Origin of the sequence: Clostridium sp. Marseille-Q5894 (assembly GCF_946902305.1) — a bacterium.
Taxonomy (GTDB): Bacteria; Bacillota_I; Bacilli_A; order Erysipelotrichales; family Coprobacillaceae; genus Thomasclavelia.
Genome location: NZ_CAMPPT010000013.1, coordinates 1 through 25328, shown reverse-complemented (window position 1 = coordinate 25328; position 25328 = coordinate 1). Strand labels below are relative to the sequence as shown.

Below are 25328 nucleotides of genomic sequence, written 5' to 3'. Positions count from 1 at the left end.
TATAATATCAAAATGATTTTATGGAGGTAAAATGGAATTAATAAAATATTTTTTAACTTTTGAAGCTGGTATTATAGTAGGAGTCGTGATTATGTGTTTATTTCAAATAATAGATCGTCATGATTGATTTTAGTTTCTATATGAAATAGAAACTTTTTATTATTTATCTTGACAAGATAAATAAAATAACTATCTTATTACATATAAAATATAAAAAAGAGGGATAATATGAGTAAATTAAAAACGATTATAATAACTGGAGCAAATTCTGGTTTAGGGTTTAAGACAGCAGAAAATATTGCTAAAACGACAGCTGATTATCAAATAATCATGGCTTGTAGAAATTTAGATAAAGCAAACGAAGCAAAACAAAAACTAATCACGGAAACTGGAAATAAAAATATCTTAGCTTTACCACTAGATTTAACATCTCTTCAATCAGTGCGGGAGTTTGTCGAAAAATACAAGAACATGAACTTACAACCTGTTTATGGTTTGATTTGCAATGCAGGAATATCAGGAGCTCATCAGGGACTTACAAAAGATGGATTTGATTGTGTTTTTCAATCAAATCATTTAGGACATTTTTTATTAACGACATTATTATTGCCTTTGATGGAGGAAAAAGGGCGGATTTTAGTTGTCAGCAGTGATATGCATTGTCCTTTAAGTGGTGAATTAGAGTGGCTTGGTAGTGATGCGATAGCTTTTCCTGATGACGATCTTGGTAAGCAGACGATACGATATTCATATTCCAAATTGTGCAATTTATATTTTACTTATGAATTATCACGTCAATTAAAAAATGATAAAAAGCAGATCATAGTGAATGCTTTTAATCCTGGTTTGATGTTAGAGACAAATTTTGTCCCAGATAAATCTAAGTTTACAAAAGAAAGTTTAAAAGCAGTATCTGATCGAGTAGGTTCTTTAGAAAAATCATCACAGGCATTAGCCTTGTTGATGACAGAAAAGAAATATGAAAATATAAGTGGTAAATACTATGATAGAAGTACAAATACATGTGATTCTTCACCGCTTTCTTATAATCAAGAAAACGCTAAAGAACTATGGACAATGAGTATGAAATACACTTATAATAAATAATGATAGGAGGAATCATAATGTTGGAATGTGGTGTAAAAGCTCCAGATTTTAGTCTTTTAAATCAAGATGGCAAAAAAGTAGCGTTGAGTGATTTTAAAGGAAAGAAGATAATTTTGTATTTTTATCCTCGCGATAATACACCTGGCTGTACTAAACAAGCTTGTGGATTTGGAAAGTTATATCCTCATTTTACAGAACTTGGTGTACAAATAATTGGGATAAGTAAAGATAGTGTAGCTTCTCATAAACGTTTTGAACAAAAATATCAATTACCGTTTATTCTTTTATCAGATCCTGAATTAGAAGCTATTCAAGCTTATGATGTTTGGCAAGAGAAAAATATGTATGGTAAAAAAGTTATGGGTGTTGTTAGAACTACTTATTTAATTGATGAAGATGGAATGATCATAAAAGCTTTTGGAAAAGTTAAAGCTGCTGATAATCCAAGCCAGATGTTAGAAGAATTAAATAAATCTTAATATTTGAGGAATGAGTTTTCATTCCTTTTTATATAATATTCTTTGGATTAAAATTATAGATAATAAAAATATAATAATTAATCGAAAATCACATTAACTTAATTGTCGTAAGGTATTAGGATATTAAATCCTTTTTTAGTTTATTTCTTTCTTGATAAGCTAATATGTGTTATACTACTAGCGTATAGGGGGATTTATCATGATAAAGATGATTGCTACAGATATGGATGGAACATTTTTAGATTCTGAAAAACGTTTTGATCCAGAATTTATAGATATATTTTATAAATTAAAAGAAAAAAACATTAAATTTGTTATTGCTAGCGGTAATCAGTATTATCGTTTATTTCAAAAATTTATACCTTTAAGTGAACAAATGTATTTCATTGCTGAAAATGGAAGTTTCATTGCTGAGGGGGCAAGGGAATTATATTGTAATATAATTGAAAAAGATGATGTTGAAAAAATAAAAGGGCTTTTAGCAGGTTATAATGAACTGTTAGTAGTATTATGCGGTCGCAAAGGGGCTTATATTTTAGAAAAAAATTATCAGTATAAAGATGAAATAAAAAAATATTATTGCAATTATCGTTTTGTTGAATCATTTGATGACATTAATGATAATATTATGAAAATTGCGGTATATGATCCAAATGATAAGCTTGATATTGTGTTTAATGAAATTGGATCAAAGTTGCCAGATAATGTTAAGACAGTTACTTCCGGTAATAATTGGGTAGATATCCAAAATAATGATATCAATAAAGGAATTGCAATGCGCTTTTTACAAGCAATCTATGAAATAGAACCTGATGAATGTATGGCTTTTGGTGATCAGATGAATGATTATGAACTGCTTAAGCAAGTAAAATATGGTTATGCAATGGCTAATGCAGTAGAGCCGATCAAAGAAATTGCTTATGGTATTGCAGATACTAATGATAGACAAGGGGTACTTAGTAAAATTAAAGAAATATTAAAGTTATAGCCTATTTTATTAGGCTATTTTAAATAAAAAAACTTTTTTACAAAAGTTTTTTTATCTCTTATTTATAACTAGACATAATTTTCCAATTACTCTAAATCCAGCCTGATTATCACGATTGATAATAAGAGGATTATAATCAGGGTTGGCAGGTTGCAAGATAATACATTGATTATCGTTATCACGATAGAACTTTTTACATGTTGCAACATTATCTTCAATAGTAAAGCAGCCTATTTCCCCATTTCTGATCTGATTGCATTTTTCAAACACAATCAAATCTCCAGGATTAATATTTTCGCCAACCATACTGTCACCATTTGCATATTGGCAAAAGTATTCTTTGTTTAATGATAATAAAGATTCTGGTAAAGCAATATATTCATCGATATTATCATCTACAAAAATACCGGTTCCACAACTGATATCATTATATAAGGGAATTGTTATAGAATTAGTAAGGGTCGGCTGTTCAGGTTCGTCAATACCTAAAAAGTAAGAAGCTGGTACTTCAAATATTTCAGATAATTTTTGAATCGTTTCTTTTTTTAAGTTTTCAACACGATTATTTTCATATTTAGCAATCGCTGATTTTTTTACACCTAAAAGCTTGCCAAGTTGTTCTTGTGTCAAGCCTCTTTCTTTTCGTAATTTTTTTATTCTCTCACCAGTCATTTAAATCACCTCTTGTGTCTTAATTTTACTATTAATATGTTGTAATTGCAAATGTTATTAACAAAAAGTATCTTTAAAAGATACTTTTTGTTGACAAAGCAATAAAAAAGAGTTATATTAAAAGTGTCTTAAAAAGAAACTTTTAATATAAAAATAAAAAAAGATGAATTAATAGATACATTGATGGAGGGAATAACAATGGAGTATGAAGAACTAAATTTTACAAAAAAAGGGATCATGACGATAATAGTTACAATATTATCATTAGGGTTCATGTTTGCATCATTAAGTAGTTATTTAGTTGATTTAATTGTTTTATAATGGGGAATACTAATTAGGGGTGATAATTAGTGAAACGTAAGGATAATAAAGAGCAAGACGAGCTAGATTATGAAAATCATATCGTTGAATATGACAATGAATATCCTAATGCTTCTAATGCTCAAGAATAGTCAATTTAATTGACTATTTTTTTAAATATTTGATGAAAAATATTTTCATAAAATATTGTTTTGTGCTAATATTTATTCATGGAGGTGTGATAATGGAAAAAACTGTAATGGATACGATATGTTCATTGTATGATGGCTTTTTTGATTCAGAAAAGAAAATTGCCAAGTATATCATTAATAACTATGACAAAGTAGTTGATATGACAGTGGGACAGTTAGCTAATGTTAGTGGATCAAGTGAAGCTTCAGTATCACGTTTTTGTAAAAAGATTGGCGTTAAAGGATTTCATCATTTAAAGATATCATTAGCTAAAGAGATGGTTGAAACAGGTACTGGTGAAGTAGTGTCGGTATCGAATAATATTTCAATCGATGATATTGGACAATCTTTGCAAAATATCTTGGCTAATAAAGTAGAAGAACTGAAACAGACAGTTTCAATGATGGATGAAACGAATTTAAAGGAAATTTTAACAATTATAAAAAATGCTAAAAGTGTTCAGTTTGCAGCTGTTGGAAATACAATACCAGTTGCTATAGATGGAGCTTTTAAACTTAATCAAATTGGTATTCCAGCGATATCGGGAACTATTTGGGAAACTCAGATCGGTTATACCTATAATTTAACAGATAAAGATGCTGTTATTGTTATTTCAAATTCAGGCGAGTCTAGAGAAATGATTACTTTGATGAAGGCAGCTAAAGAGGTAGGAGCAATAACGATCGCGATAACAAATAATGAGCAGTCAACTATTGCTAAAGCTAGTAATTATCATATTACTACAGCAACTCGTGAAAAATTATTTCTTGACGGTTATTGCTTTTCACGGGTTTCTGCAACAACCGTAATTGAAATCTTATACTTGTTTTTAACTTCAATGGATAAAAATGCTTATAAAAGTATTGCTCGGCATGAAAATGCTATTGCTGGCGATAAATTTTAACCAGGTTATACCTGGTTTTAATTATTTATATATATGAAATAAAATTTCTTAATAAAAGTATTGACGAAAATATGATATCGTTGTATATTATAGTTGTGAAAAATAATTTCGTTGAAAAAGGAGGAATGAAAATGATATACACAATTACGTTTAATCCCGCGTTAGACTATGTCGTAAGTGTCGATGATTTTAAATTAGGGATGGTCAATCGAACAAGTGACGAAGCAATTTACTATGGCGGGAAAGGAATCAACGTAGCAGCGGTTTTAAAAGAATTAGGATATGAAAGTGTATGTTTAGGATACTTAGCAGGGTTTACGGGGGATGAAATTCAACATGGAGCCCGTGAAGTTTTAGGATTAAAGACGGATTTTATTAAATTGGATAAAGGTCTATCAAGAATCAATGTAAAACTTCGTAGTAATGAAGAAAGTGAAATTAATGGTCAAGGACCAGTTATTGATGAAAATGCTTTAACATCACTAATTCAAAAATTAGATAAGTTAGTTTCAGGGGATGTTTTGATTCTTTCGGGAAGTATTCCTAAATCAATGTCTAAAGATGCTTACCGTACTATTTTAAAATCATTAAATGATCGGGATATTAAAACAGTGGTTGACGCTACAGGTGATTTATTAAAAGGGACACTTGATTTAAAACCGTTCTTGATTAAACCAAATGTGCATGAGCTAGCAGAACTATTTAATGTAGAAATCAATAATCTTGAGGAAGTCGAGTTTTATGCTCGTAAATTACAAGAACAAGGTGCTAAGAATGTATTGATTTCAATGGCTAAAGATGGTTCTTTACTAATAGATGAAACGGGAAAGAAACATCAATTAGGTGTATGTAAGGGAAAATTAAAAAATTCAGTTGGGGCTGGAGATTCTATGGTAGCCGGCTTTGTAGCTGGATATTTAGATGGCAAAGAATATCACGAAATTATTAAATTAGCAACAGCAGCAGGGGGCGCAACAGCATTTAGCGAAGGATTAGCTAAAAGAGAAATGATTGAAGAATTAGTAAAACAACTATAAAGAGGAGAAAGTTTATGAAAATTACGGAGTTATTGGATATAAAAAGTATCGCTTTAAATGTCAATGTTAAATCAAAAGAAGAAACAATTGACTGTTTTGTTGACTTAATGGATGCATCAGGGAAAATTAGTGATAAAGAAGCATATAAAAAAGGAATATTAGCTCGCGAAAAATTAAGTACTACGGGAATTGGTGATGGAATCGCAATTCCTCATGCACAAGTAGCTGCTGTAAAAAAACCAGGATTAGCAGCTATTACAATTAAAGATGGCGTAGATTATGAATCATTAGATGGCAGTCTTGTACACTTAGCATTTATGATCGCAGCCCCTGAAGATGGCGGGAATCTTCATTTGCAGGCACTAGCAAAATTATCAACTTTATTGATGAATGAAGATTTTAGAAAAGCACTGATCAATGCTTCAACAGCAGCAGAGTTTTTAAATATAATAAATGAAGAAGAAGCTAAAAAAGATGCTGAAAGTACCCCTAAAGAAAATGGGACATATCGAGTTTTAGCAGTTACAGCTTGTCCGACAGGAATTGCCCATACATTTATGGCAGCTGAAAATTTAACTAAAGCTGGTAAAGAGATGGGATATTTGTTGAAGGCAGAGACAAATGGCGCTGATGGTGCTAAAAATGTTTTAACGGCTCAAGAAATAGCGATGGCTGATGGGATTATTATTGCAGCTGATAAAAAGGTTGAAATGTCGCGTTTTGATGGTAAACCAGTCCTTTCGGTCAGTGTAACGCAGGGAATCCAAAAACCAGAAGAATTAATTAATAAAATTATTAATCATGAAGTCCCTGTTTATCATCATGATGGTAGTGTAAATATTGAAGAAACATCATCTGAAGGAATCGGTCGAGCTATTTATAAACACTTAATGAATGGTGTTAGTCATATGTTACCATTTGTTATTGGTGGGGGAATCTTGATTGCTTTAGCATTCTTATTTGATGATTATTCGATTGATCCTTCTAATTTTGGTAAAAATACACCATTAGCAGCTTATTTAAAGACGATCGGAGAGCAGGCTTTTGGGATGATGTTACCAGTTTTAGCTGGTTATGTAGCAATGTCAATTGCTGATCGTCCCGGCTTAGCAGTAGGCTTTATTGGGGGAATCGTCGCTAAAATGGGTTGTACTTTTGCTAATCCTGCTGGTGGTGATGTTAATTCAGGATTTTTAGGAGCTTTATTAGCTGGTTTTATTGGTGGTTATTTAGTTTTAGCACTAAAAAAATTATTTTCAAAATTACCAAAAGCATTAGAAGGAATAAAACCAATTCTAATTTATCCTGTTTTAGGAATCTTATTAGTAGCAATTATTACAACTTTGATTAATCCGTTTGTAGGTGCTATTAATACTGCTCTTAATAATTTGTTGAATAGTATGGGTGGAACAAGTAAAATATTATTGGCTATGGTCGTAGCAGGGATGCAGTCTACTGATATGGGTGGCCCAATCAATAAAGCATCATACGTTTTTGCAACATCACAATTAGCTGAAGGAAATTTTGAAATCATGGCGGCAGTTATGGCGGGTGGAATGATTCCACCACTTGCAATTGCATTGAGTACGACTTTATTTAAAAATCGCTGGACTAAAGAAGAGAAGAATTCTGGTTTAGTAAACTATGTGATGGGACTAGCGTTTATTTCTGAAGGAGCAATTCCTTTTGCAGCCAAAGATCCTCTTAGAGTCATCCCTTCTTGTATTATTGGTTCAGCTGTGGCTGGTGGTTTATCAATGTTGTTTGGTTGTACTTTAAGAGCTCCTCATGGTGGTATCTTTGTTCTACCAACGATTGGGAATCCGCTAATGTATGCTTTAGCAATCGTTTTAGGAGCAATTGCTGGATGTTTAGTATTATCTATTTTAAAAAAACCTTTAAAGGAGAATAATTGATCATGAAACAAAGATGTGCACGAGAAGCTTTGAAATTAATAAAAAATAATATGACGATTGGATTAGGCGGTGGGTCAACCATCTCCTATCTAGTAGGTTATATAAAAGAAGCACAGTTAGATGTTAAAGTTGTAACACCATCACTATCGACTGCTCAATTATGCATTAAAAATGGGTTACATCTTTTACCAACCTGGGCTGTTGATCATCTTGACATCGCTTTTGATGGTTGTGATGAAGTAGATTTAAAGTTAAATGCTTTAAAATCAGGAGGAGCAATTCATACCAAAGAAAAAATTATTGCCTCAATGGCTGATGACTATGTTTTATTAGTTGATGAAAGTAAAGTTTTTGAGCAATTACCATTGAATTTACCAATTGCTTTAGAAGTATTTCCTGAAGCGTTATCATATGTTACAAAAAAACTTAATAATATGAATGCTTCAGTTGAAATTCGTCCAACATCTAGTAAAGATGGCGGAACGATCAGTGATAATGGCAATTATATTTTAAATGCTAAGTTTGAAAAAGTTGAAGATTTGAAAAAATTAAATGATGATTTATTAGCTATTTGTGGCGTGATTGATACTTCTTTGTTCTATAATATTGCCACTAAAGCAATTTCAGTAGATCAAGAAGGTAGTAGAGTGATAGTGAAATAGGAGGATGTAAAGATGAAAAAATATAATTGGGGAATTTTAGGAACAGGCTGGATTGCTCATGAAATGGGTGATGCTTTAAAAAGAGTCCATGATGAAATTTATGCTGTTTGTGATGTAACGATCGAAGGAGCTAAAAAATATCAAGAAGAATATGGGGTTGTTAAAGCTTATGGAAATGTAGATGAGATGTTAGATGATGAAAACGTTGATATTGTGTATATTGCAACACCTCATAATTTACATTATGAAATGATGATCAAGGCTTTAAATAAAGGAAAACATGTATTTTGTGAAAAAGCGATTACTGTAAATGAGCGTCAATTAGAAGAAGCTGTAGCAATTGCTAAAGAAAAGAATTTAATTATTAGTGATGGAACGACTTTATTGCATATGCCTTTATATCGTAAAGTTAAAGAGATCATTACAAGTGGTAAATTGGGTAAAGTAAAAATGATTCAAGTTAATTTTGGATCATGTAAAGAATATGATGTAAAAAATCGTTTCTTTGCTAAAGAATTAGCGGGTGGAGCTTTATTAGATATCGGTGTGTATGCTGTATCATTTGCTCGTTATTTTATGACTAGTAAGCCTAATGTTGTTTTAACAACTGCAAATTATTTTGAAACGGGAGTTGATGAAACTTCAGGAATCGTTTTAAAAAATCCTGATGAAGAAATGGCAGTTATTTCACTTACAATGCGGGCTAAACAGCCAAAAAGAGGAATGATTGCTCTAGAAGAAGGTTATATTGAAATTTATAATTTCCCTCGTGGCAATAAAGCAACGATTACTTATACTGTAGATGGGCATAGTGAAGTAATCGAATTAGGTGATACTGATCTGGCTTTAGATTATGAAGTAAATGATATGGAAAGATATATTACGGAAAATGGTGGTAAAGAAAATTTAACTTATGTCCGTGATGTCATGGCTACTTTAACAGCAATTCGTAATCAATGGGGTATGGTATATCCGTTTGAATAATGGAAATACGGCAGACTGCTTATTTGGAATTGCTGGCTAATAGATATCCTAGTCGAGAAGCTGTAATTGAAGAAATAATTAATTTAAAGATGATTCTATCAATGCCTAAGGGAACAGAATATTTTATTAGTGATATTCATGGTGAGGATATTAAATTTAGGCGTATCTTGAATAACTGCTCTGGCGTTATTCAAGATAAGATAGAAACGATTTTTAAAGATCTATCAAAAGAAAAACAAACGGCTTTATGTATGTTGATATATGAACCAGAAAAAACAATTGAAAAAGTAAAAAAACAGAATAATTGGAATTATTATCATGAAAATTTAATTTATCTAGTTCTTTTAGCTAAAGAGTTGAGTTCTAAATATACACGTTCAAAGCTAAAAAAAATGTTTAGTAAACAATACGCTTATTTGTTTGATGAATTGTTAAATGGTCAAAACATAAAAAATAATGAACAATATCATGAAATAATTGAAATCTTAGCAACGGTTGATAAATGTTATAGCTTTTTGATCGAAATGTGTAATTTAATAAAAAAGCTGGCAGTAGATCAGCTGCATATCTTAGGCGATCTGTATGATCGAGGACCACGTGGCGATAAAGTGATTGATTTGTTAAAAACTTATCATTCGGTTGATATTCAATGGGGTAATCACGATATTTTAATGATTGGAGCAGCAGCTGGAAATAAGTGTTGTATAGCGATGGTAGTTTTAAATGCCTTTAAATATGACAGCTTAGAAATGATTGAAAATGGTTATGGCATTAGTTTGAAAAAAGTATTTCAAGAAGCACGATCATTATATCCAGATATGTCTATGATTGCTGCTTGTAAAAAGCTAATGGCAATAATCATGTTTAAATTAGAAGGACAAATTATCATGGCTCATCCAGAATACCAACTGAATGATAAATTATATCTTGATAAGATCATTAATAATAAAATAAAAATCAATAATCATTTATATTCATTAAATGATAGTGATTTTAAAACTATCGATCCTGTTTGTCCATATCAATTAAATGATATAGAGACTGAAATTATTCAAGAATTAAATAAAAATTTTAAAAATAGTCCTAAATTACATAATCATATTAAGTTTCTTTTAAATAACGGTAGTGTCTATAAGATATGTAATCATAATTTATTGTTTCATGGATGTATCCCTTTAGATTTTTATGGTAATTTTATACCTGTTGATTTGGGTAATCAAAAATTAGCGGGGAAAAAATGTTTTGATTATTTAGATCGTAAAATAAGAAGCGGTTATTTTGAAAAAGATAAAGATGCAATTGATTTATATTGGTTTTTATGGTCTGGTCGGCTTTCACCATTTTGTGGTCGTGATCTTAAACACTTTATACGAATGTTTGTCAACGATCCAAAATTAGGAAAGGAAAGATCTAATGCTTATTACATGTATTTAAATGATGAAAATGTATGTATGAAGATTTTGAAAGAATTTTCAATTAATAATGGTCATATAATCAACGGACATACGCCAGTTAAAATTAAAGATGGCCAATCACCTGTCAAGGCAAATGGAAAACTGGTTGTTATAGATGGTGGTTTTAGTCCCCAATATTATAATCAAACGGGGAATTCGGGATATACATTGATTAGTGATTCATATGGTTTAATGTTAAGAAGCCATTGTCATGAAATTACATGGCAAACGACTTTAAAAGATGAATTAATAGAGAAATATTCTAAACGGTTATTGATTAAAGATTGTGATAACGGTAAAAGAATAATGGAAAGAATCAAAGATTTAGAATTGCTTTTACAAGCATATCGTGATGGGGTAATTCATGATATGATGATCAGTGATAATTGATAAAAAGAGTATTAATTGTTATTTGTTATTAAAAACATGAGTTATTTGAATGACTATTAATTAAAAATGAGATGGCACGTATTTTGTGTGATCTCTTTTTGGTTTTAAAAGAAATCAGTGATATTCAAATGAGAATATGATCGAGGAAAATTGTTGTAGTGCATTTTAATAGTATCGATTTTTATATAATAGAGATATTCTGGTTTTATTTATGATTATGATTAAAAAACAATAAAAACTGATTTGTTGATAAAATATCTTTATTTTTAATTAGGAATTGAAAAATTATTATTTAAGCGTATCGTAATAATGTTATTCGTGATATAATATTTAATATTGAAAGTACATTATGTTGAGCAGTTTAGAAGTATTTGATCATATATTATAATTTAGGGTACTGTAAACAATGCCTGTTTTAGGCATTTTTTGTTGAATTAAGATATTTTGAAAAGATGATAAAAGTGTTGTTTATTTAAAATTTGGGAGGGAATAGTTATGGATGAGTTTTATCAGGAAATCAATGCGATATTTTATTTAAAGTGGATCATGATTCAAGGTGAAAAATATAATTTGCAAATAAAATATGCTGATGAAAAGCAAAATGTTGTTATTATAAAAAATGAAGCAGTAGAAGGGAAAATAATTTATTATAGTGATGGGATATTTGAACAAGAATTGATTGATTGTCAGAATCATAAGAAAATATTTTACTTACATTTCCGATTGACTCATTTGAATCACGCTGTTGAACTGTTTAAAGAAATGGCTAAATGTGCTGTTGATGCAATTAATAGACCGCAGCTTCGGATCTTACTTTGCTGTAGCGGAGGTTTAACAACAAGTTTATTTGCTAGTAAGATGTTAGAACTGGCGGAATTTGAAAATCTCCCTTATGAAATTTCAGCAGTTGGCTATGCTAGATTATTTGAAATAGCCGATGACTATGATGTTATCATGTTAGCTCCTCAAGTAAGTTATTTATTACCGCAAGTTAAGTGTCGTTTAGAAAACAAAGAAATTTTAACTATTCCTGTACGCATATTTGCAACTAATAATTTCTCTGGGGCTTTAAAACTGATCAGTGATATATTTGAAAATAAGAAGATGTAAGTGTTCTTTTAGGATGATAGAAAAGTGAAAAAGGATCAAGGTTTTGTAGTAATTAACTGCATGTCTTGATTTTTTTATGTGATGTTAATTAAATTGGATGCTGATGAGTTTTTGATTATAATCTTGTTAGTAATAATATATTTACAAATGTTTTAAATAAAAGATGTTTTTTTGGTAATAATTTAAATAGGTGATTTTGTGTTAGAAGAAGATATTGAATTATTGATCATGTGTTTAAAGGAATATATAAAAGATGTAGATGGTGAAGAGTTTAAAAAAATTTTTTTAGGTTATGTAGAATATATGGCTAGAAATTACGATCAAGATTGTATTATTGATGAATATGATCAAATGATGCAAGCAACAACAAGGTTTGTAAATAAGCATCATTTAAATATTTATAAATTATCACCATTTAAGCGGGATTTATTGTGGCGATGGGTAAAGGCTGGTTATGAAGAAAATGATATTTTAAGATTATACTATTTTAATGATAAATTTAATTCTTTGGAAGTATTTATTGAGATGATTGAAAATAAGTACTTGTAAAAGATAATAATTTTGGTAAGATATAGGTGAAAGTGGGTGGAAGGATGTATAAATTTTCTTGTTAAAACTTAAGATAACAGTTGTATTAATACTGTTTTTTGTGCGCAAGAAAATATATCCTTAAAAATATTAATAATCTAATATTCTTTTTAGCTACGAGTATATATTTTCTTGTAGCTTTTATATTGTTAGGAGGGATATTAGATGGGTTTATTAGAGGTAAAGAATTTAACATTTGGTTATGATGATCAGATTGAAAATGTTTTTGATAATATTAGCTTTCAAATCGATACAAATTGGAAATTGGGATTGATTGGAAGAAATGGGAAAGGGAAAACAACATTATTAAATTTGTTTAGAAATAAATACGAGTATCAAGGATACATCAGCTCGGGTTATGTATTTGATTATTTTCCTTTTGCACTCAAAGATGAAAGTTTAAAAACAATTGAAATTATAGATGATATTTTAAATGATTATGAACTATGGCAGATAGAAAGAGAGTTATCATTGTTAGATGTTGAAGATAATGTTTTACAGCAAAGCTTTGAAACATTATCTAAAGGTCAGCAGACAAAAGTATTATTAGCAATATTATTTTTAAAGCCTCATGATCTTGTTTTAATTGATGAACCAACGAATCATTTAGATTATCATGGCAGAAAGGTTTTATGTGAATATTTAAGAAAGAAAAAGAGCTTTATTTTAGTGAGTCATGATCGGGATTTTTTAGATAATTGTATTGATCATGTTTTATCCATTAATCGTAATAATATAGAAATTATTAAAGGTAATTTTTCACTTTGGTATGAGTTAAAAAATAGGCAGGATGAATTAGAACGTCAAAAAAATAAACAGTTAAAAAAAGATATTAAAAGATTACAACAAAGCGCTAGGCAAAATGAAGACTGGTCAAATAAAGTTGAAGCAAGTAAGAATGTGAAAGTTTCAGGACTTAAACCTGATAAAGGCTATGTAGGTCATAAAGCAGCGAAGATGATGCAGCGCTGTAAAAATGTTGAACGACGTCAAAATAAAATGATCAAGGAAAAAAAAGAATTATTAAAGAATGTTGAAGTAATCGAAAAACTAAAACTTGCGCCTTTAAAATATTCAAAAAAGTGTTTATGTCATTTAGAAGATATTAAAATAATTTATGATAATAGAGTGATAGTAGAAAATATTAGTTTTGATATAAATCAAGGGGAGCGAATTAATTTAACGGGTAAAAATGGTTCTGGCAAAAGCAGTATCATAAAATTAATTATGAATGAAATCAAAGATTATCAAGGGAAAATTAGTTTAGGTACTAACCTAAAGATCGTATATCTTTCACAAGATGATAGTGATCTTAAAGGAAGGTTGGACGATTTTGCTAAAAAATATGATTTAGATATTAGTCTTTTTAAAACTATTTTACGAAAGTTGGATTTTTCTCGGGATTTATTTAACCAGGATATAGCTGCATATAGTAAAGGGCAAAAAAAGAAAGTGATGTTAGCAGGATGTTTGGCTAAACCAGCACATTTATATATTTTTGATGAACCGTTAAATTATTTAGATATTTTTACACGAATGCAGATTCAAGAATTGTTATTAGAATTCCAGCCAACTGTTTTATTTGTTGAACATGATCAATATTTCTGTGAACGAATCAAAACAAAAACAATTGCACTATTATAATTAATGAACTACAGTTAATTTTAAATAAATTTAAAATTTTAATATTTTTATTTATTGGAATTATAGTATAATATATTATAGCTAGTTAAAAAGGAGAATAATATGATGAAAAAAATTATAAAATTACTTTTTATATTTTTTATTGTTATTGGTATAACTGCTTGTGCTAATGAAGAAGAAAACAAGACGTTATCCATAAAATGGGGTAAAGAAAATAAGTTTGATGGATTAATTTCTTATGAATTAGAAAGTATTAGCAGTCCCCAGCAGATTACGCCTGATTCACTAGGAACAGTTTATACTTTTTATAAACCGCAAAAAGATTCTAACGTATTATTAGATGCAGTTGTCAGTGTAAAAAACTTAAAAACTAGTGATTTAAAAATTGATAAAGATCTTAGTGCTTCATTTATGATTGGAGAAGATGAGTATATTGCATCGGTTGCAACTGTAAGCGAAGATGGAAGTTCATTGAAAGATAATGGTGTGATTGCCAGTGAGGCAATAAGTAAAGTGCATTTTTATGCAGAAATTAGTCCGAAAAAGTTAAAAGATGAGATTGAATTTAAGTTGACAACAAAGGATGAAGAAAATCCTCAAACAGCAGCTTTAAAATTTAAGTTAGAAGATGTAAGTAAAAATTATGAAGTGAAAAATATGAACGATGCCATTACGATTGAAAACCGTAGTGAAATAATTTTACAGTCTACTAATGTTACTAAAGAATTAGCACCAGCTAATCCTAGTGGGTTATATACTTTTTATAAAGTAAATGAAGATACTGATAGTTTTGTAGTTTTAACTACTTCTATTAAAAATATTTCTGGTGGTGATTTAACTGCAGGCAGTGTTGCTGCAGCAAAATTGGTAGATAAAGATGGTAATGAATATCCAGCTAGTATTTTTTGTGAAAATGAAGCACGTAGTGATTTGACTACAGGTAATGAAACTGTAATTGGTGCTGATCAAAGTATAATGGTACATTTTGCTTTTGAAATGCCGGATGAAATTATTAATAATGAAAAGATGGTTAGAATCTCATATCAGGGTAAAGTATTTATAGTTAATATTTAAATATTAGGTTAATATAAAGAAAATAAATGGTAAAATTTTACTAAAATTAATTGATATTAGCTTGTAATATTAGTAAAAATATTGACATAAAAAATAATAAGATATATAATATAGGTGGATTGTTACTTTGAGTAGGCAAGACCAAATACTGAGGTACTTTTTTGTGCATCGGTATTTGGTCTTTATTTTTAGTAACTATTGAAAGGAGAAAAAGGATGCAAAGAAATTTTAAAAAGAAAATTTTAGTGTCAGCACTGACTGCTTCAATGTCAATAAGTACAATAGTACCTGGGATGATGGTATTTGCTAATAATCCAATTGCCCCTGCCAGCATTATAACTAAAGTAAATCATGCTTTAGAAGGAACGGCTATTGCAAATGACACAGAAATGAGCTATTGGGGTGCTGATAAAGCAATTGATGGAATTGTAAATCGTGATGACAGTAAGCCAGATCAGTCACGTTGGTCTACTAATCAGGGTACATCACCAAAGATCTTAACTGTTGATTTAGGATCGGAAAAATCATTTAGTGAATTTAAAATTGAATGGGAAAGAACAAATATTAAAGGTTTTAATATCGCTATTTCTAATGATGGTGAAAATTACACTACTGTATATACAAAACCAGATGATAGTAATATTCCAAGTTTAACGACAGAAATTACTTTAGAAAATAGTGTTTTAGCACGATATGTTAAATTAACCGTAGATAATTATGATGGTGGTGATATTAACTGGGCTTCGGTATCATTATATGAATTTGAAATCTTAGGTGAAGAAACATATGAAAATTTAGCATTAGATGCTACAGCAACTTCAAGTGGAAATGAAACAAGTAATTTCACTGCGGATAAAGTTAATGATGAAAATATGACTACTCGCTGGGCTAGTACAGCTAATCACAATGATGACAAGTGGGTATGCTTAGATTTTGGTAGTGCTAAAGATGTTGCTTCGGTAACCTTAAAATGGGAACGCCGTAATGCAACAAATTATAAAATCCAATCTTCTAATGATGGGACTAATTGGGAAGATGTGAAGACTTTAACTAGTGCACCAGCTGATTTTGATGATGTCATTAATTTTGATAATACAATAACTGCTCGTTATTTAAGAGTATTAGTTACAGATTTTATTGATTCAGCAGCTGATCGTGAAGATCAAACAGTAAGCTGGCCAACAGTTTCATTATATGAATTTGAAGCTTATGCAATTAAACAACAAGCAAACGTTGAACCTGAACAAACAATTGATAGTGTTATTGCTAATTTGGTAATTCCAGCAATTGCTAAAGGAGATACTAAAATGGCATTACCTGAAGTGCCTGATGGATTCGAAATTGAATTTGTTGGAGCTGATTATGAGCAGATCTTAGATCGTGATTTAACGATTTATCAACCAATCGTTGATACAACGGTTAGTGTAAACTATAAAATCAAAAAAGGTGATCAAGAAAAAACTACTAACGCTTATGAGGTAACTATTCCTGGTAAACATACTGTTCAAGAAAGTATCAATGCTAAACCAAAAGTAGTGCCAGAACTTGCTGAATGGGTAGGTACTGAAGGAAATTTTGAAATAAGTGATAATTCAAAAATCGTTATCAATCCTCAGTATAAAGAAGATTTGGCATATCTTGCTAAAACTTTTAAAGCGGATTATCAAGATTTAACTGGTAAGGAAATAGAAATTGTTTATAGTAATGCACCAGCAGCGCATGATTTCTATTTTACTTTGGGTAGTGATGATACAGGATTAAAAGAAGAAGGATATTTAATGACGATAGATGATACTGTTAAAGTAGAAGCGGTTGATAAAGTTGGAGCATTCTGGTCAACGCAATCTATTTTACAGATCTTAAAGCAAAATAATAACGTTATTCCACAAGGACAAACACGTGATTATCCAAAATATGAATTACGAGGATTCATGCTTGATGTTGGAAGAATGCCATTTTCTTTGGATTTCTTAAAAGAAATAACTAAAAATATGGCTTATTATAAAATGAATGATTTCCAAGTTCATTTAAATGATAATTATATCTTCTTAGAAGAATATACTGCTGCTGGTGAAGATCCAATGCAGGCTTATTCTGGATTTAGATTAGAGTCAGATGTTAAAAAAGGTGGTAATGGTGGATTAAATCAAGCTGATTTAACTAATACTGATATGTTCTATACAAAAGATGAATTCCGGGCTTTCATTAAAGAATCAAGAGAAATGGGAATTGATATTGTACCAGAATTTGATACGCCAGCTCATTCACTTGCATTTACTAAAGTACGTCCAGATTTAAAAGTTGGTGATAATGGGCGTCAAAATGATCACTTAGATATTAATAATCCAGACACTTTACCATTTGTTCAAAGTATTTGGGATGAATATTTAGATGGTGATGATCCAGTATTTGATGATGAAACAATTATTAATGTTGGTACTGATGAATTTGAAGGATATAATGAACAATTCCGTAAATATACTGATGATATGATCGAATATGGTCAAAGTAAAGGTAGAACAGTTCGTTTATGGGGAAGTTTGACACAAAAATCCGGATCTACTGCAGTACGTTCTGAAAATGTTCAAATGAATATCTGGAATACAGGCTGGGCTAATCCTTCAGCAATGTATAATGAAGGTTATGATTTAATCAATATGGTTGATGGAACATTATATATGGTTCCAGCAGCAGGATATTATTATGATTATTTAAATAGTCAAAATTTATATAATAATTGGCAGCCTAATATCATGGGTGGAACAACGATTCCTGCTGGAGCAGAGCAAATGTTAGGGTCTTCATATGCTGTATGGAATGATATGATCGATAAAAGAGCCAATGGTATGAGTGAATATGATATTTATGATCGTTTTGCAGCAGCTCTACCTGCGATGTCATCTAAGTTATGGGGTGATGGTGAAGACTTAAGTTATAGTGAACTAGTACAAGTGACAGATAAATTAGAAGATGCACCAAATAGTAATCCATTTGATAAGGTTAAATCTGTTAGTGATACAGTAATTAATTATGATTTTAATAAAGAAGATATTACTGATAAATCTGGAAATAGTTATAATGCTGTTACTAAGAAAAATGTTGCTACTGTAACTGGTAAATTCTCTAAGGGATTACAATTAAATGGTGGTGAAAGTTATATTGAAACACCGATTGATAATATGGGGCCAACTAATAGTGCTTCTTTCTGGGTAAAAATGGATCCAGATGCTCAAGGTGAACAAATCTTATTTGAATCTGATAAAGGATCAATTAAGATGGCTCAAGAAGATACGGGTAAAGTAGGATTCTCAAGAATTGGTTATGATTATTCATTTGATTATACTTTACCAAAAGATACTTGGGTAAAATTAGAAATCAAAGGATATCAAAATAAAGCAGAATTATATGTTGATGGGGTATTAGTAGATACTTTATCTAATAGTGCAACTGGTGGTAAATATGCGACGATGATCTTACCATTAGAAAGAATCGGAAGTAAAACAAGTTCATTCAAAGGGGTAATCGATAATCTTGTTGTTTCATCTACCGGAAGTACTGCTAGTCAGGATTATACAATAATCGATAGTAAAAACTTTACTGTAACATCAGATAATCAAAATCCGCTTGCTGGATCAGAAGGACCTGTTTCATTAGCGTTTGATAATGATCCAAGTACTTTCTGGCATTCTAATTACACACCATATCAAGCACTACCGGCAACTGTGGAAATTGATATGAATAAAGTGTATAATATTAATCAATTTGATTATTTACCAAGACAAACTGGAAGTAATGGTCATATTACCCAATACGAATTATATGTTAAAGAAAATGAAACTGATGAATATACAAAAGTTTCAGAAGGAACTTTAGCAGCTAATTCAACATTAAAGAGTATTGCTTTTGATGCTGTAAATGCCCGTTATGTTAAATTCGTAGCTTTAGCAGGAACTGGTGTTGGTACACAACAATTTGCAGCTGCAGCTGAATTTACAGTTCGTCAAATTGATAATAAAGCTGATTTAAGAAAACTAGTTAATACTACTGAAAATTATGAAGAAGAATATTATACTGAAGCAAGCTGGCAAGCATATAGTGAAGCTTTAGCGTTAGCTAATCAAATTCTTGATAAAGAAGATGCTACAGAAGCTGAAATTGCTACAGCAATCGAGACACTAAGTACAGCAATTAATAATTTGGTAGAAGTTGATACAGAATTAGAAACAGATAAAACAGTATTACAAATAGCGGTAGATACGGCTAATACATTAAAAGCTCAAGGAGCTTTAGATAATGTTGTACCAGCGGTAGTTAATGAATTTAATGCTGCTTTAGAAGAAGCTCAAACTATTTTAGCTGATGTAAATGCTAGTCAAGTTGTAATTGATGCATCATTTACACGTTTATCAACAGCAATTCATATGTTGGAATTTGTAAAAGGTGATAAGAGTGCTTTAGAAGCCTTGATCAATGAAGCAAATAATTATGTAGAAGAAAACTACACACCAGCTTCATGGACAGCATTTAAAGAAGCCTTAGATGCTGCTAGTGTTGTCATGAATGATGAAAATGCATTAGAATATGAAGTAGTAGAAGTATTAAATAACTTAAAAGATGCAATTGGAAACTTAGTAATCAAAGTAGATAAAACAAGATTACAAGAAGCATATGACAAAGTAAATGGCTTAGATAAGAGTCTATATACAGAAGGAAGTGTTGCTAACTTAGTAGAACCAATGGCAAATGCTAAAGCCGTATTAGAAGATCCAAATGCGACACAAGAAGCAGTAGATAATGCATATGAAGCATTGATCAGAGCATACTTAGACTTAAGATTGATTCCAAATAAGGACCTATTACAAGAATTGATCAATAAGGCAAATAGCTTAAATGCGGCAAATTACAGTGCTAAGACATGGTCAGTAGTGGTAGAAGCATTGGAAAAAGCAAATGCTGTATTAAATGACCCAGAAGCAACCCAGGCAGAAGTAGATAATGCTAAAGAAGTTTTAACAAAAGCAATGGCCGGATTAGAAGCAAATAATCCAGTAAAAGCTGGTGATAAAACAACAAGTGTGGCTACTGGTGATACAACAAGTATGTTATATCCATTTGCAGGATTAGCAGCAGCATCTATTGTTTTCTATGGTAGTAAGAAAAAGAAAGAAAAAAATAAATAGTTTAAAGAAATTTATATATTATTAGGGTACCTATGTTGAGGTACCCTAATTTAGTATATTTTAAATAATTTTATAATAGATTATATATGTAAAAATTTTAAATTATTTTAGCACTTGTGTTGACAAAGTGCTAAAATAGAGTATAATGGTTTTAGCACTTAGAAATGGCAAGTGCTAAAAAAGGAGTGATTAAAATGATTAAGCCATTACATGATAATGTTATTTTAAAAAAAGAAGAAGTAGAAAATAAGACATCAAGTGGGATTATTTTAACAACCGAAACTAAAAAGATTCCAAGTGTAGCAACTGTTGTTGCTGTGGGACCTGAATGCAAAGCAGAAATTAAAGAAAATGATAAAGTAGTATATAAAGAATATTCAGGAACAGATATTAAGATTGATGAGATAGATTATATTGTAATTAGTGAAAAAGATATTTTAGCTTATATTGCTTAGGAGGTAATTTGTTATGAGTAAAGAAGTTAGATTTTCAAGTGATGCCCGTAAGGCGATGTTAAAAGGTGTTAATATTCTTGGGGATGCTGTATGTGTTACTTTAGGACCTAAAGGACGTAATGTTGTTTTAGAGAAAAGTTATGGTTCACCATTAATTACTAATGATGGTGTAAGTATTGCTAAAGAAATTGAATTAGAAGATAAATTTGAAAACATGGGTGCTAAATTAGTATATGAAGTAGCCAATAATACTAATGATGTTGCTGGTGATGGTACTACTACAGCGACTATTCTTGCTCGTAATATGATCAATAATGGGATCAAAGCAGTTGATAAAGGATGTAATCCAGTATTAATGCGAGAAGGAATTGAATATGCAAGTAAAGAAGTTGCTAAAACTATTTTAAAGAATTCACGTAAAGTAGAGACTAGTAATGATGTGGCTAGTGTTGCAACAATATCTGCCGGAAGCAAAGAAATTGGTGATTTAATTGCTGAAGCAATGGATAAAGTTGGTCGTGATGGAATTATAAATGTTGATGAAAGTAATGGTTTTGATAATGAATTAGAAATTAGCGAAGGTATGCAGTATGATAAAGGATACGTATCTCCATACATGGTTTCTGATCGTGAAAAGATGCAAGTTGAATTGGAAAATCCTTATGTTTTAGTAACTAACCATAAAATTAGTAATATTCAAGAAATTTTACCTGTATTGGAACAAGTACTTCAAGTTAATAAGCCATTATTATTAATTGCTGAAGATTTTGAAAATGAAGTTATTTCAACATTAGTATTAAATAAACTAAGAGGTACTTTCAATGTAGTTGCTACTAAAGCTCCAGGATTTGGTGATAATCAAAAAGAAATGCTTCAAGATCTTGCCGCTTTAACAAATGCAAAATTCTATAACAAAGAATTAAATATGAAATTAGAAGAAATGAAATTGGAAGAGTTAGGTACGATCAAAAAAGTAATTGTTACTAAAGATAATACAACAATGATCAGTGGTAACGATGCTAGTGATGAATTGAAAGAACGTATCGAAGAAATCAAAACAAGAATTGCTAATACAACTAGTGATTATGATAAAAAACAATATCAAGAACGTCTTGGTAAATTAACAAATGGCGTAGCTACAATTAAAGTGGGAGCTACTACAGAAAGTGAATTAAAAGAAAAGAAATTAAGAATCGAAGATGCTTTAAATGCTACCAAAGCTGCAGTTGCTGAAGGAATCGTTATCGGTGGTGGAGCTGCTTTAGTAGAAGCTTATAATGAATTAAAACCAGTATTAAAAGATGAAAATGTAGATGTTCAAAAAGGTATCAATATTGTAATGGAAGCCTTGTTGGCACCAATTTGTCAAATTGCTGAAAATGCAGGATATAATGCAGAAGATATTGTTGATGGACAAAAGAACGCTGCTAAAAACGTTGGTTTTGATGCTAAAGCTGGTAAATGGGTTGATATGTTTGAAGAAGGTATTATTGATCCAACTAAAGTAACACGTAGTGCATTATTGAATGCTGCTAGTATTTCAGCGTTATTTATCACTACAGAAGTTGGAGTAGCAGAAATCAAGTCTGATGAACCCGAAACTCCTGCTATGCCTGGTGGAATGTACTAATTATAGAAATAATCATAAATATAAACGAAAGGGAATTAGTTAATGTTACTAATTCCCTTTTTTATACAGAATATTAATAATTCATGATACAATTAAGTAAAGGATCTTAAGGAGGGATAATATATGGGGCTAACGTTTGAAGATATCATGAATTATTGTAAAACGAATAAAATAATATTTAATGAAATAAAAGATAACTTAAATAGTATTGTTCCCTTTGTTGGAGCGGGATTATCTGCTTTTGCATATCCGCTATGGAAAAAAGCATTAGAAGATCTTACAGCATTTATTAATAATAAAAATACTAGAGAAGAAATAAAGGCACTGATAGATAAAGGACTTCTTGAAGATGCGGCTCAAGAAATTGAAGATAAAAGGGGTAAACATAATTTAGCTAATGATCTTTTATCAGTATTTTCAGCAAATAAATTAGAAGAAGAAATCAATAGTTTATATAAGCAAAGTGTTTATTTATTACCATATATATTTAAGGGCGCTGTAATAACAACTAACTATGACTTAATAATTGAAAATGTATATCGACAAGTTTTAAATGATTTGAATATGCCAGTTTTATTACCAGGGAAGCCTGAATTAATTAATCAATATTTAGGGCAAAAAAATAGACCGGTGATATATAAAGTACATGGAGAAATTCAAAAAAAAGCAATTGATTATAGTTCAATAATTTTTACTAAAAAGCAATATGATGAAAAATATACAAAAGATAGTCAATTAGTTAAAGAACTAAAAAAGTGTTTTACAAACAATATAATGTTATTTTTAGGCTGTAGTTTAGAAAAAGATCGAACGCTCGAAGTATTAAAAATGATCACTGAAGCAGGTATTGGTCATTATGGTATTATCTCATGTAAAGAAGATGAGATGGATGAACGAATTAAACAACTTGCAGAAGATTATCATATTCGTGTGATTTGTTATCCTAATAATAAACATGAAGCTGTAAGAATAATTTTAGAAAAATTACTTGAAGATATTGATAGAGAAAAATATCAAAGATTAGATTATCATCTTAGCAAAATAGATAGACCGATTGCTAGTAGCTTTGTGTATAATTCTAACTTATTTCCTTTTGTAGGAAGAAATGAAGAATTAAAACTTTTAAGAGAATTTTGTAAGAATAAAGATAAATTATGGTGGGCTATTACTGGAGCTGGAGGAAGTGGAAAAAGCAGGTTGGCATATGAATTTGAAAAGGAGCTAAAAAATCAACAGTGGCATGTTTATAGACTAGGACATAGTGATTATGATGATTTAGAAAAAATTAGTAACAGCTGCTGTAGTAATACTCTGTTTGTTGCTGACTATGTTCAAGGACATATAGAAAAGATTGCAAAATGGTTGGAAAAGATAGTTGATGAAAAAAGAAGTTTTATTATCAAAATATTGTTGATTGAGCGAGATAGTAGTAATCAGAATAATAATACGCCATGGTATGAATTATTGAATCTATATGCAAATAGTCCAAGGAAACTTAAAAATGTTTGTTATCAAGAAAATTTTTTAGAATTAAAACCTTTATCTGATAGTGATCTAAAAGAAATTATGCGTAATTATATTGAAAAATATAGTCATAATGAAATAGATGAAGATAAGTTGTTGAAAGTACTAGAAAATGTTGATAAAGACTTAAAAAGACCTCTTTATGCATTATTTATTAGTGATGCCTGGTTAAATGATGACAATCTGACAAAGTGGAGTCGAAACGAAATATTGGATTATATGTATGATAGAGAAAACGACTATTATCATAATCGAATAAACAATCTTTTAAATAATAGTCCTAATAAAAAAATAAATAGTATAGTTGATAAGATAAGAACGATAGCTACTATATATGATGATATTTCTATTAAAAACTTTAAAGATAAATATTTAGATATATATAATGATCTAAACTATTTAATAAAAAATATAGGTACAGTAGAATCAACAGAAGACTTCTTAAATACTATTGGTCTTATTGAAAATGACTTAATTAAAGCAATTAAACCAGATTTGATAGGTGAATATTTTATTTGTAAACAAATGGAAAATCACGCTAATCTATCTTTATTATTTATTGAAAATTGGGAAACAGAAATAAGTGTTTTCGAAGTCTTAATTAGAATGTGTTATGATTACGGTGATCTATTAAATAAAAACAAAGCTTTCATCAAAAAAATATTGTCATTTAATTCTAATAATGAAGAATCACTATACTTGTATTCTTATTTAATGATATCTCTTACATATCATTGTGCTAAAAATGATGATATAGAAGCATATTTTAATAAAATAAATATGTTATTAGAAAATGATATGGATGAAGAAATAGCAGTAAGATTAGCAAACTCACTATTTAATCTAGCAGTAAAACAGGGATTAGAGGGAAGAGAAAAAACAGTAACAAGAATAAAAGAGCTAAATGAAAGTGTTGATTAGCACATTATATAAAATAAAAACAATACCATCCAGTCAATTAAAATTAATAAATGCAACAAAACAGTTAGAATAATTTGATAAAATTATATGCAAGTTATTCTAACTGTTTTATTATTA

19 protein-coding genes are annotated in these 25328 nt (G+C 30.0%); 18 read left to right on the top strand and 1 reads right to left on the bottom strand.

Translation table 11 applies throughout. The features are described from left to right. The first annotated feature begins 228 nt into the window (after positions 1–228). The 3 genes from OC535_RS14165 (at position 229) to OC535_RS14155 (ending at position 2574) form a co-directional block, all read left to right on the top strand. Positions 229–1107 (top strand): SDR family NAD(P)-dependent oxidoreductase, encoded by an 879-nt coding sequence (locus tag OC535_RS14165; RefSeq protein ID WP_498824117.1) that lies wholly within the window; start codon positions 229–231, stop codon positions 1105–1107. 17 nt (positions 1108–1124) lie between these two features. Next, entirely contained in the window at positions 1125–1586 is a 462-nt protein-coding gene (bcp, locus tag OC535_RS14160; protein ID WP_024721242.1) for a thioredoxin-dependent thiol peroxidase, read from the top strand. 199 nt (positions 1587–1785) lie between these two features. Next, the gene (locus OC535_RS14155) at positions 1786–2574 is read left to right on the top strand and encodes a Cof-type HAD-IIB family hydrolase (protein ID WP_024721243.1); all 789 of its coding nucleotides are present in this window, start codon (positions 1786–1788) and stop codon (positions 2572–2574) included. Between the two features lie 51 nt (positions 2575–2625). On the opposite strand, the gene OC535_RS14150 is transcribed toward OC535_RS14155, so the two are convergent. Further along, positions 2626–3246 carry a LexA family protein gene (locus tag OC535_RS14150; RefSeq protein ID WP_498824116.1) on the bottom strand — a complete coding sequence of 207 codons (621 nt, stop codon included), beginning with the start codon at positions 3244–3246 and terminating at the stop codon, positions 2626–2628. 198 nt (positions 3247–3444) lie between these two features. Here OC535_RS14150 and OC535_RS14145 point away from each other — a divergent pair, with 198 nt between their 5' ends. The 15 genes from OC535_RS14145 (at position 3445) to OC535_RS14075 (ending at position 25211) form a co-directional block, all read left to right on the top strand. Further along, positions 3445–3567, top strand: coding sequence for a hypothetical protein (locus OC535_RS14145; RefSeq protein ID WP_498824114.1), 123 nt, complete (start codon positions 3445–3447; stop codon positions 3565–3567). Between the two features lie 223 nt (positions 3568–3790). Further along, on the top strand, positions 3791–4642 hold the full coding sequence (locus OC535_RS14140; RefSeq protein ID WP_498824113.1) for a MurR/RpiR family transcriptional regulator: 852 nt from the start codon (positions 3791–3793) through the stop codon (positions 4640–4642). 131 nt (positions 4643–4773) lie between these two features. After that, the gene (pfkB, locus tag OC535_RS14135) at positions 4774–5679 is read left to right on the top strand and encodes a 1-phosphofructokinase (RefSeq protein ID WP_498824112.1); all 906 of its coding nucleotides are present in this window, start codon (positions 4774–4776) and stop codon (positions 5677–5679) included. 14 nt (positions 5680–5693) lie between these two features. Beyond that, positions 5694–7595, top strand: a complete 1902-nt coding sequence (locus OC535_RS14130; protein WP_498824111.1) for a PTS fructose transporter subunit IIABC — start codon at positions 5694–5696, stop codon at positions 7593–7595. Between the two features lie 2 nt (positions 7596–7597). Beyond that, complete coding sequence (gene rpiA / locus OC535_RS14125) at positions 7598–8257, top strand: ribose 5-phosphate isomerase A (RefSeq protein WP_227053490.1); 660 nt, start codon at positions 7598–7600, stop codon at positions 8255–8257. Positions 8258–8269: 12 nt separating this feature from the next. Then, a complete protein-coding gene (locus OC535_RS14120) occupies positions 8270–9241 on the top strand; it encodes a Gfo/Idh/MocA family protein (protein ID WP_024721248.1) in 972 nt (323 codons plus the stop codon). Beyond that, the gene (locus tag OC535_RS14115; RefSeq protein ID WP_498824110.1) at positions 9241–11085 is read left to right on the top strand and encodes a fructose-bisphosphatase class III; all 1845 of its coding nucleotides are present in this window, start codon (positions 9241–9243) and stop codon (positions 11083–11085) included. The genes OC535_RS14120 and OC535_RS14115 overlap by 1 nt, the downstream gene beginning before the upstream one ends. 495 nt (positions 11086–11580) lie before the next feature. Then, positions 11581–12195 (top strand): PTS sugar transporter subunit IIB, encoded by a 615-nt coding sequence (locus OC535_RS14110; RefSeq protein ID WP_227053488.1) that lies wholly within the window; start codon positions 11581–11583, stop codon positions 12193–12195. A gap of 198 nt (positions 12196–12393) precedes the next feature. Next, complete coding sequence (locus OC535_RS14105) at positions 12394–12744, top strand: hypothetical protein (RefSeq protein WP_498824109.1); 351 nt, start codon at positions 12394–12396, stop codon at positions 12742–12744. A gap of 204 nt (positions 12745–12948) precedes the next feature. Next, positions 12949–14427 (top strand): ribosomal protection-like ABC-F family protein, encoded by a 1479-nt coding sequence (gene abc-f, locus OC535_RS14100; RefSeq protein ID WP_498824108.1) that lies wholly within the window; start codon positions 12949–12951, stop codon positions 14425–14427. Between the two features lie 105 nt (positions 14428–14532). Beyond that, positions 14533–15501 (top strand): hypothetical protein, encoded by a 969-nt coding sequence (locus tag OC535_RS14095; protein ID WP_024721251.1) that lies wholly within the window; start codon positions 14533–14535, stop codon positions 15499–15501. A 215-nt stretch (positions 15502–15716) separates the two neighbouring features. Next, complete coding sequence (locus OC535_RS14090; RefSeq protein WP_498824107.1) at positions 15717–20681, top strand: discoidin domain-containing protein; 4965 nt, start codon at positions 15717–15719, stop codon at positions 20679–20681. Between the two features lie 194 nt (positions 20682–20875). Then, positions 20876–21136 carry a co-chaperone GroES gene (locus OC535_RS14085; RefSeq protein ID WP_024721253.1) on the top strand — a complete coding sequence of 87 codons (261 nt, stop codon included), beginning with the start codon at positions 20876–20878 and terminating at the stop codon, positions 21134–21136. 13 nt (positions 21137–21149) lie between these two features. Beyond that, complete coding sequence (gene groL / locus OC535_RS14080; protein ID WP_024721254.1) at positions 21150–22766, top strand: chaperonin GroEL; 1617 nt, start codon at positions 21150–21152, stop codon at positions 22764–22766. 123 nt (positions 22767–22889) lie between these two features. Continuing rightward, positions 22890–25211, top strand: coding sequence for an SIR2 family NAD-dependent protein deacylase (locus OC535_RS14075; RefSeq protein ID WP_498824106.1), 2322 nt, complete (start codon positions 22890–22892; stop codon positions 25209–25211). The last annotated feature ends 117 nt before the right edge of the window (positions 25212–25328 follow it).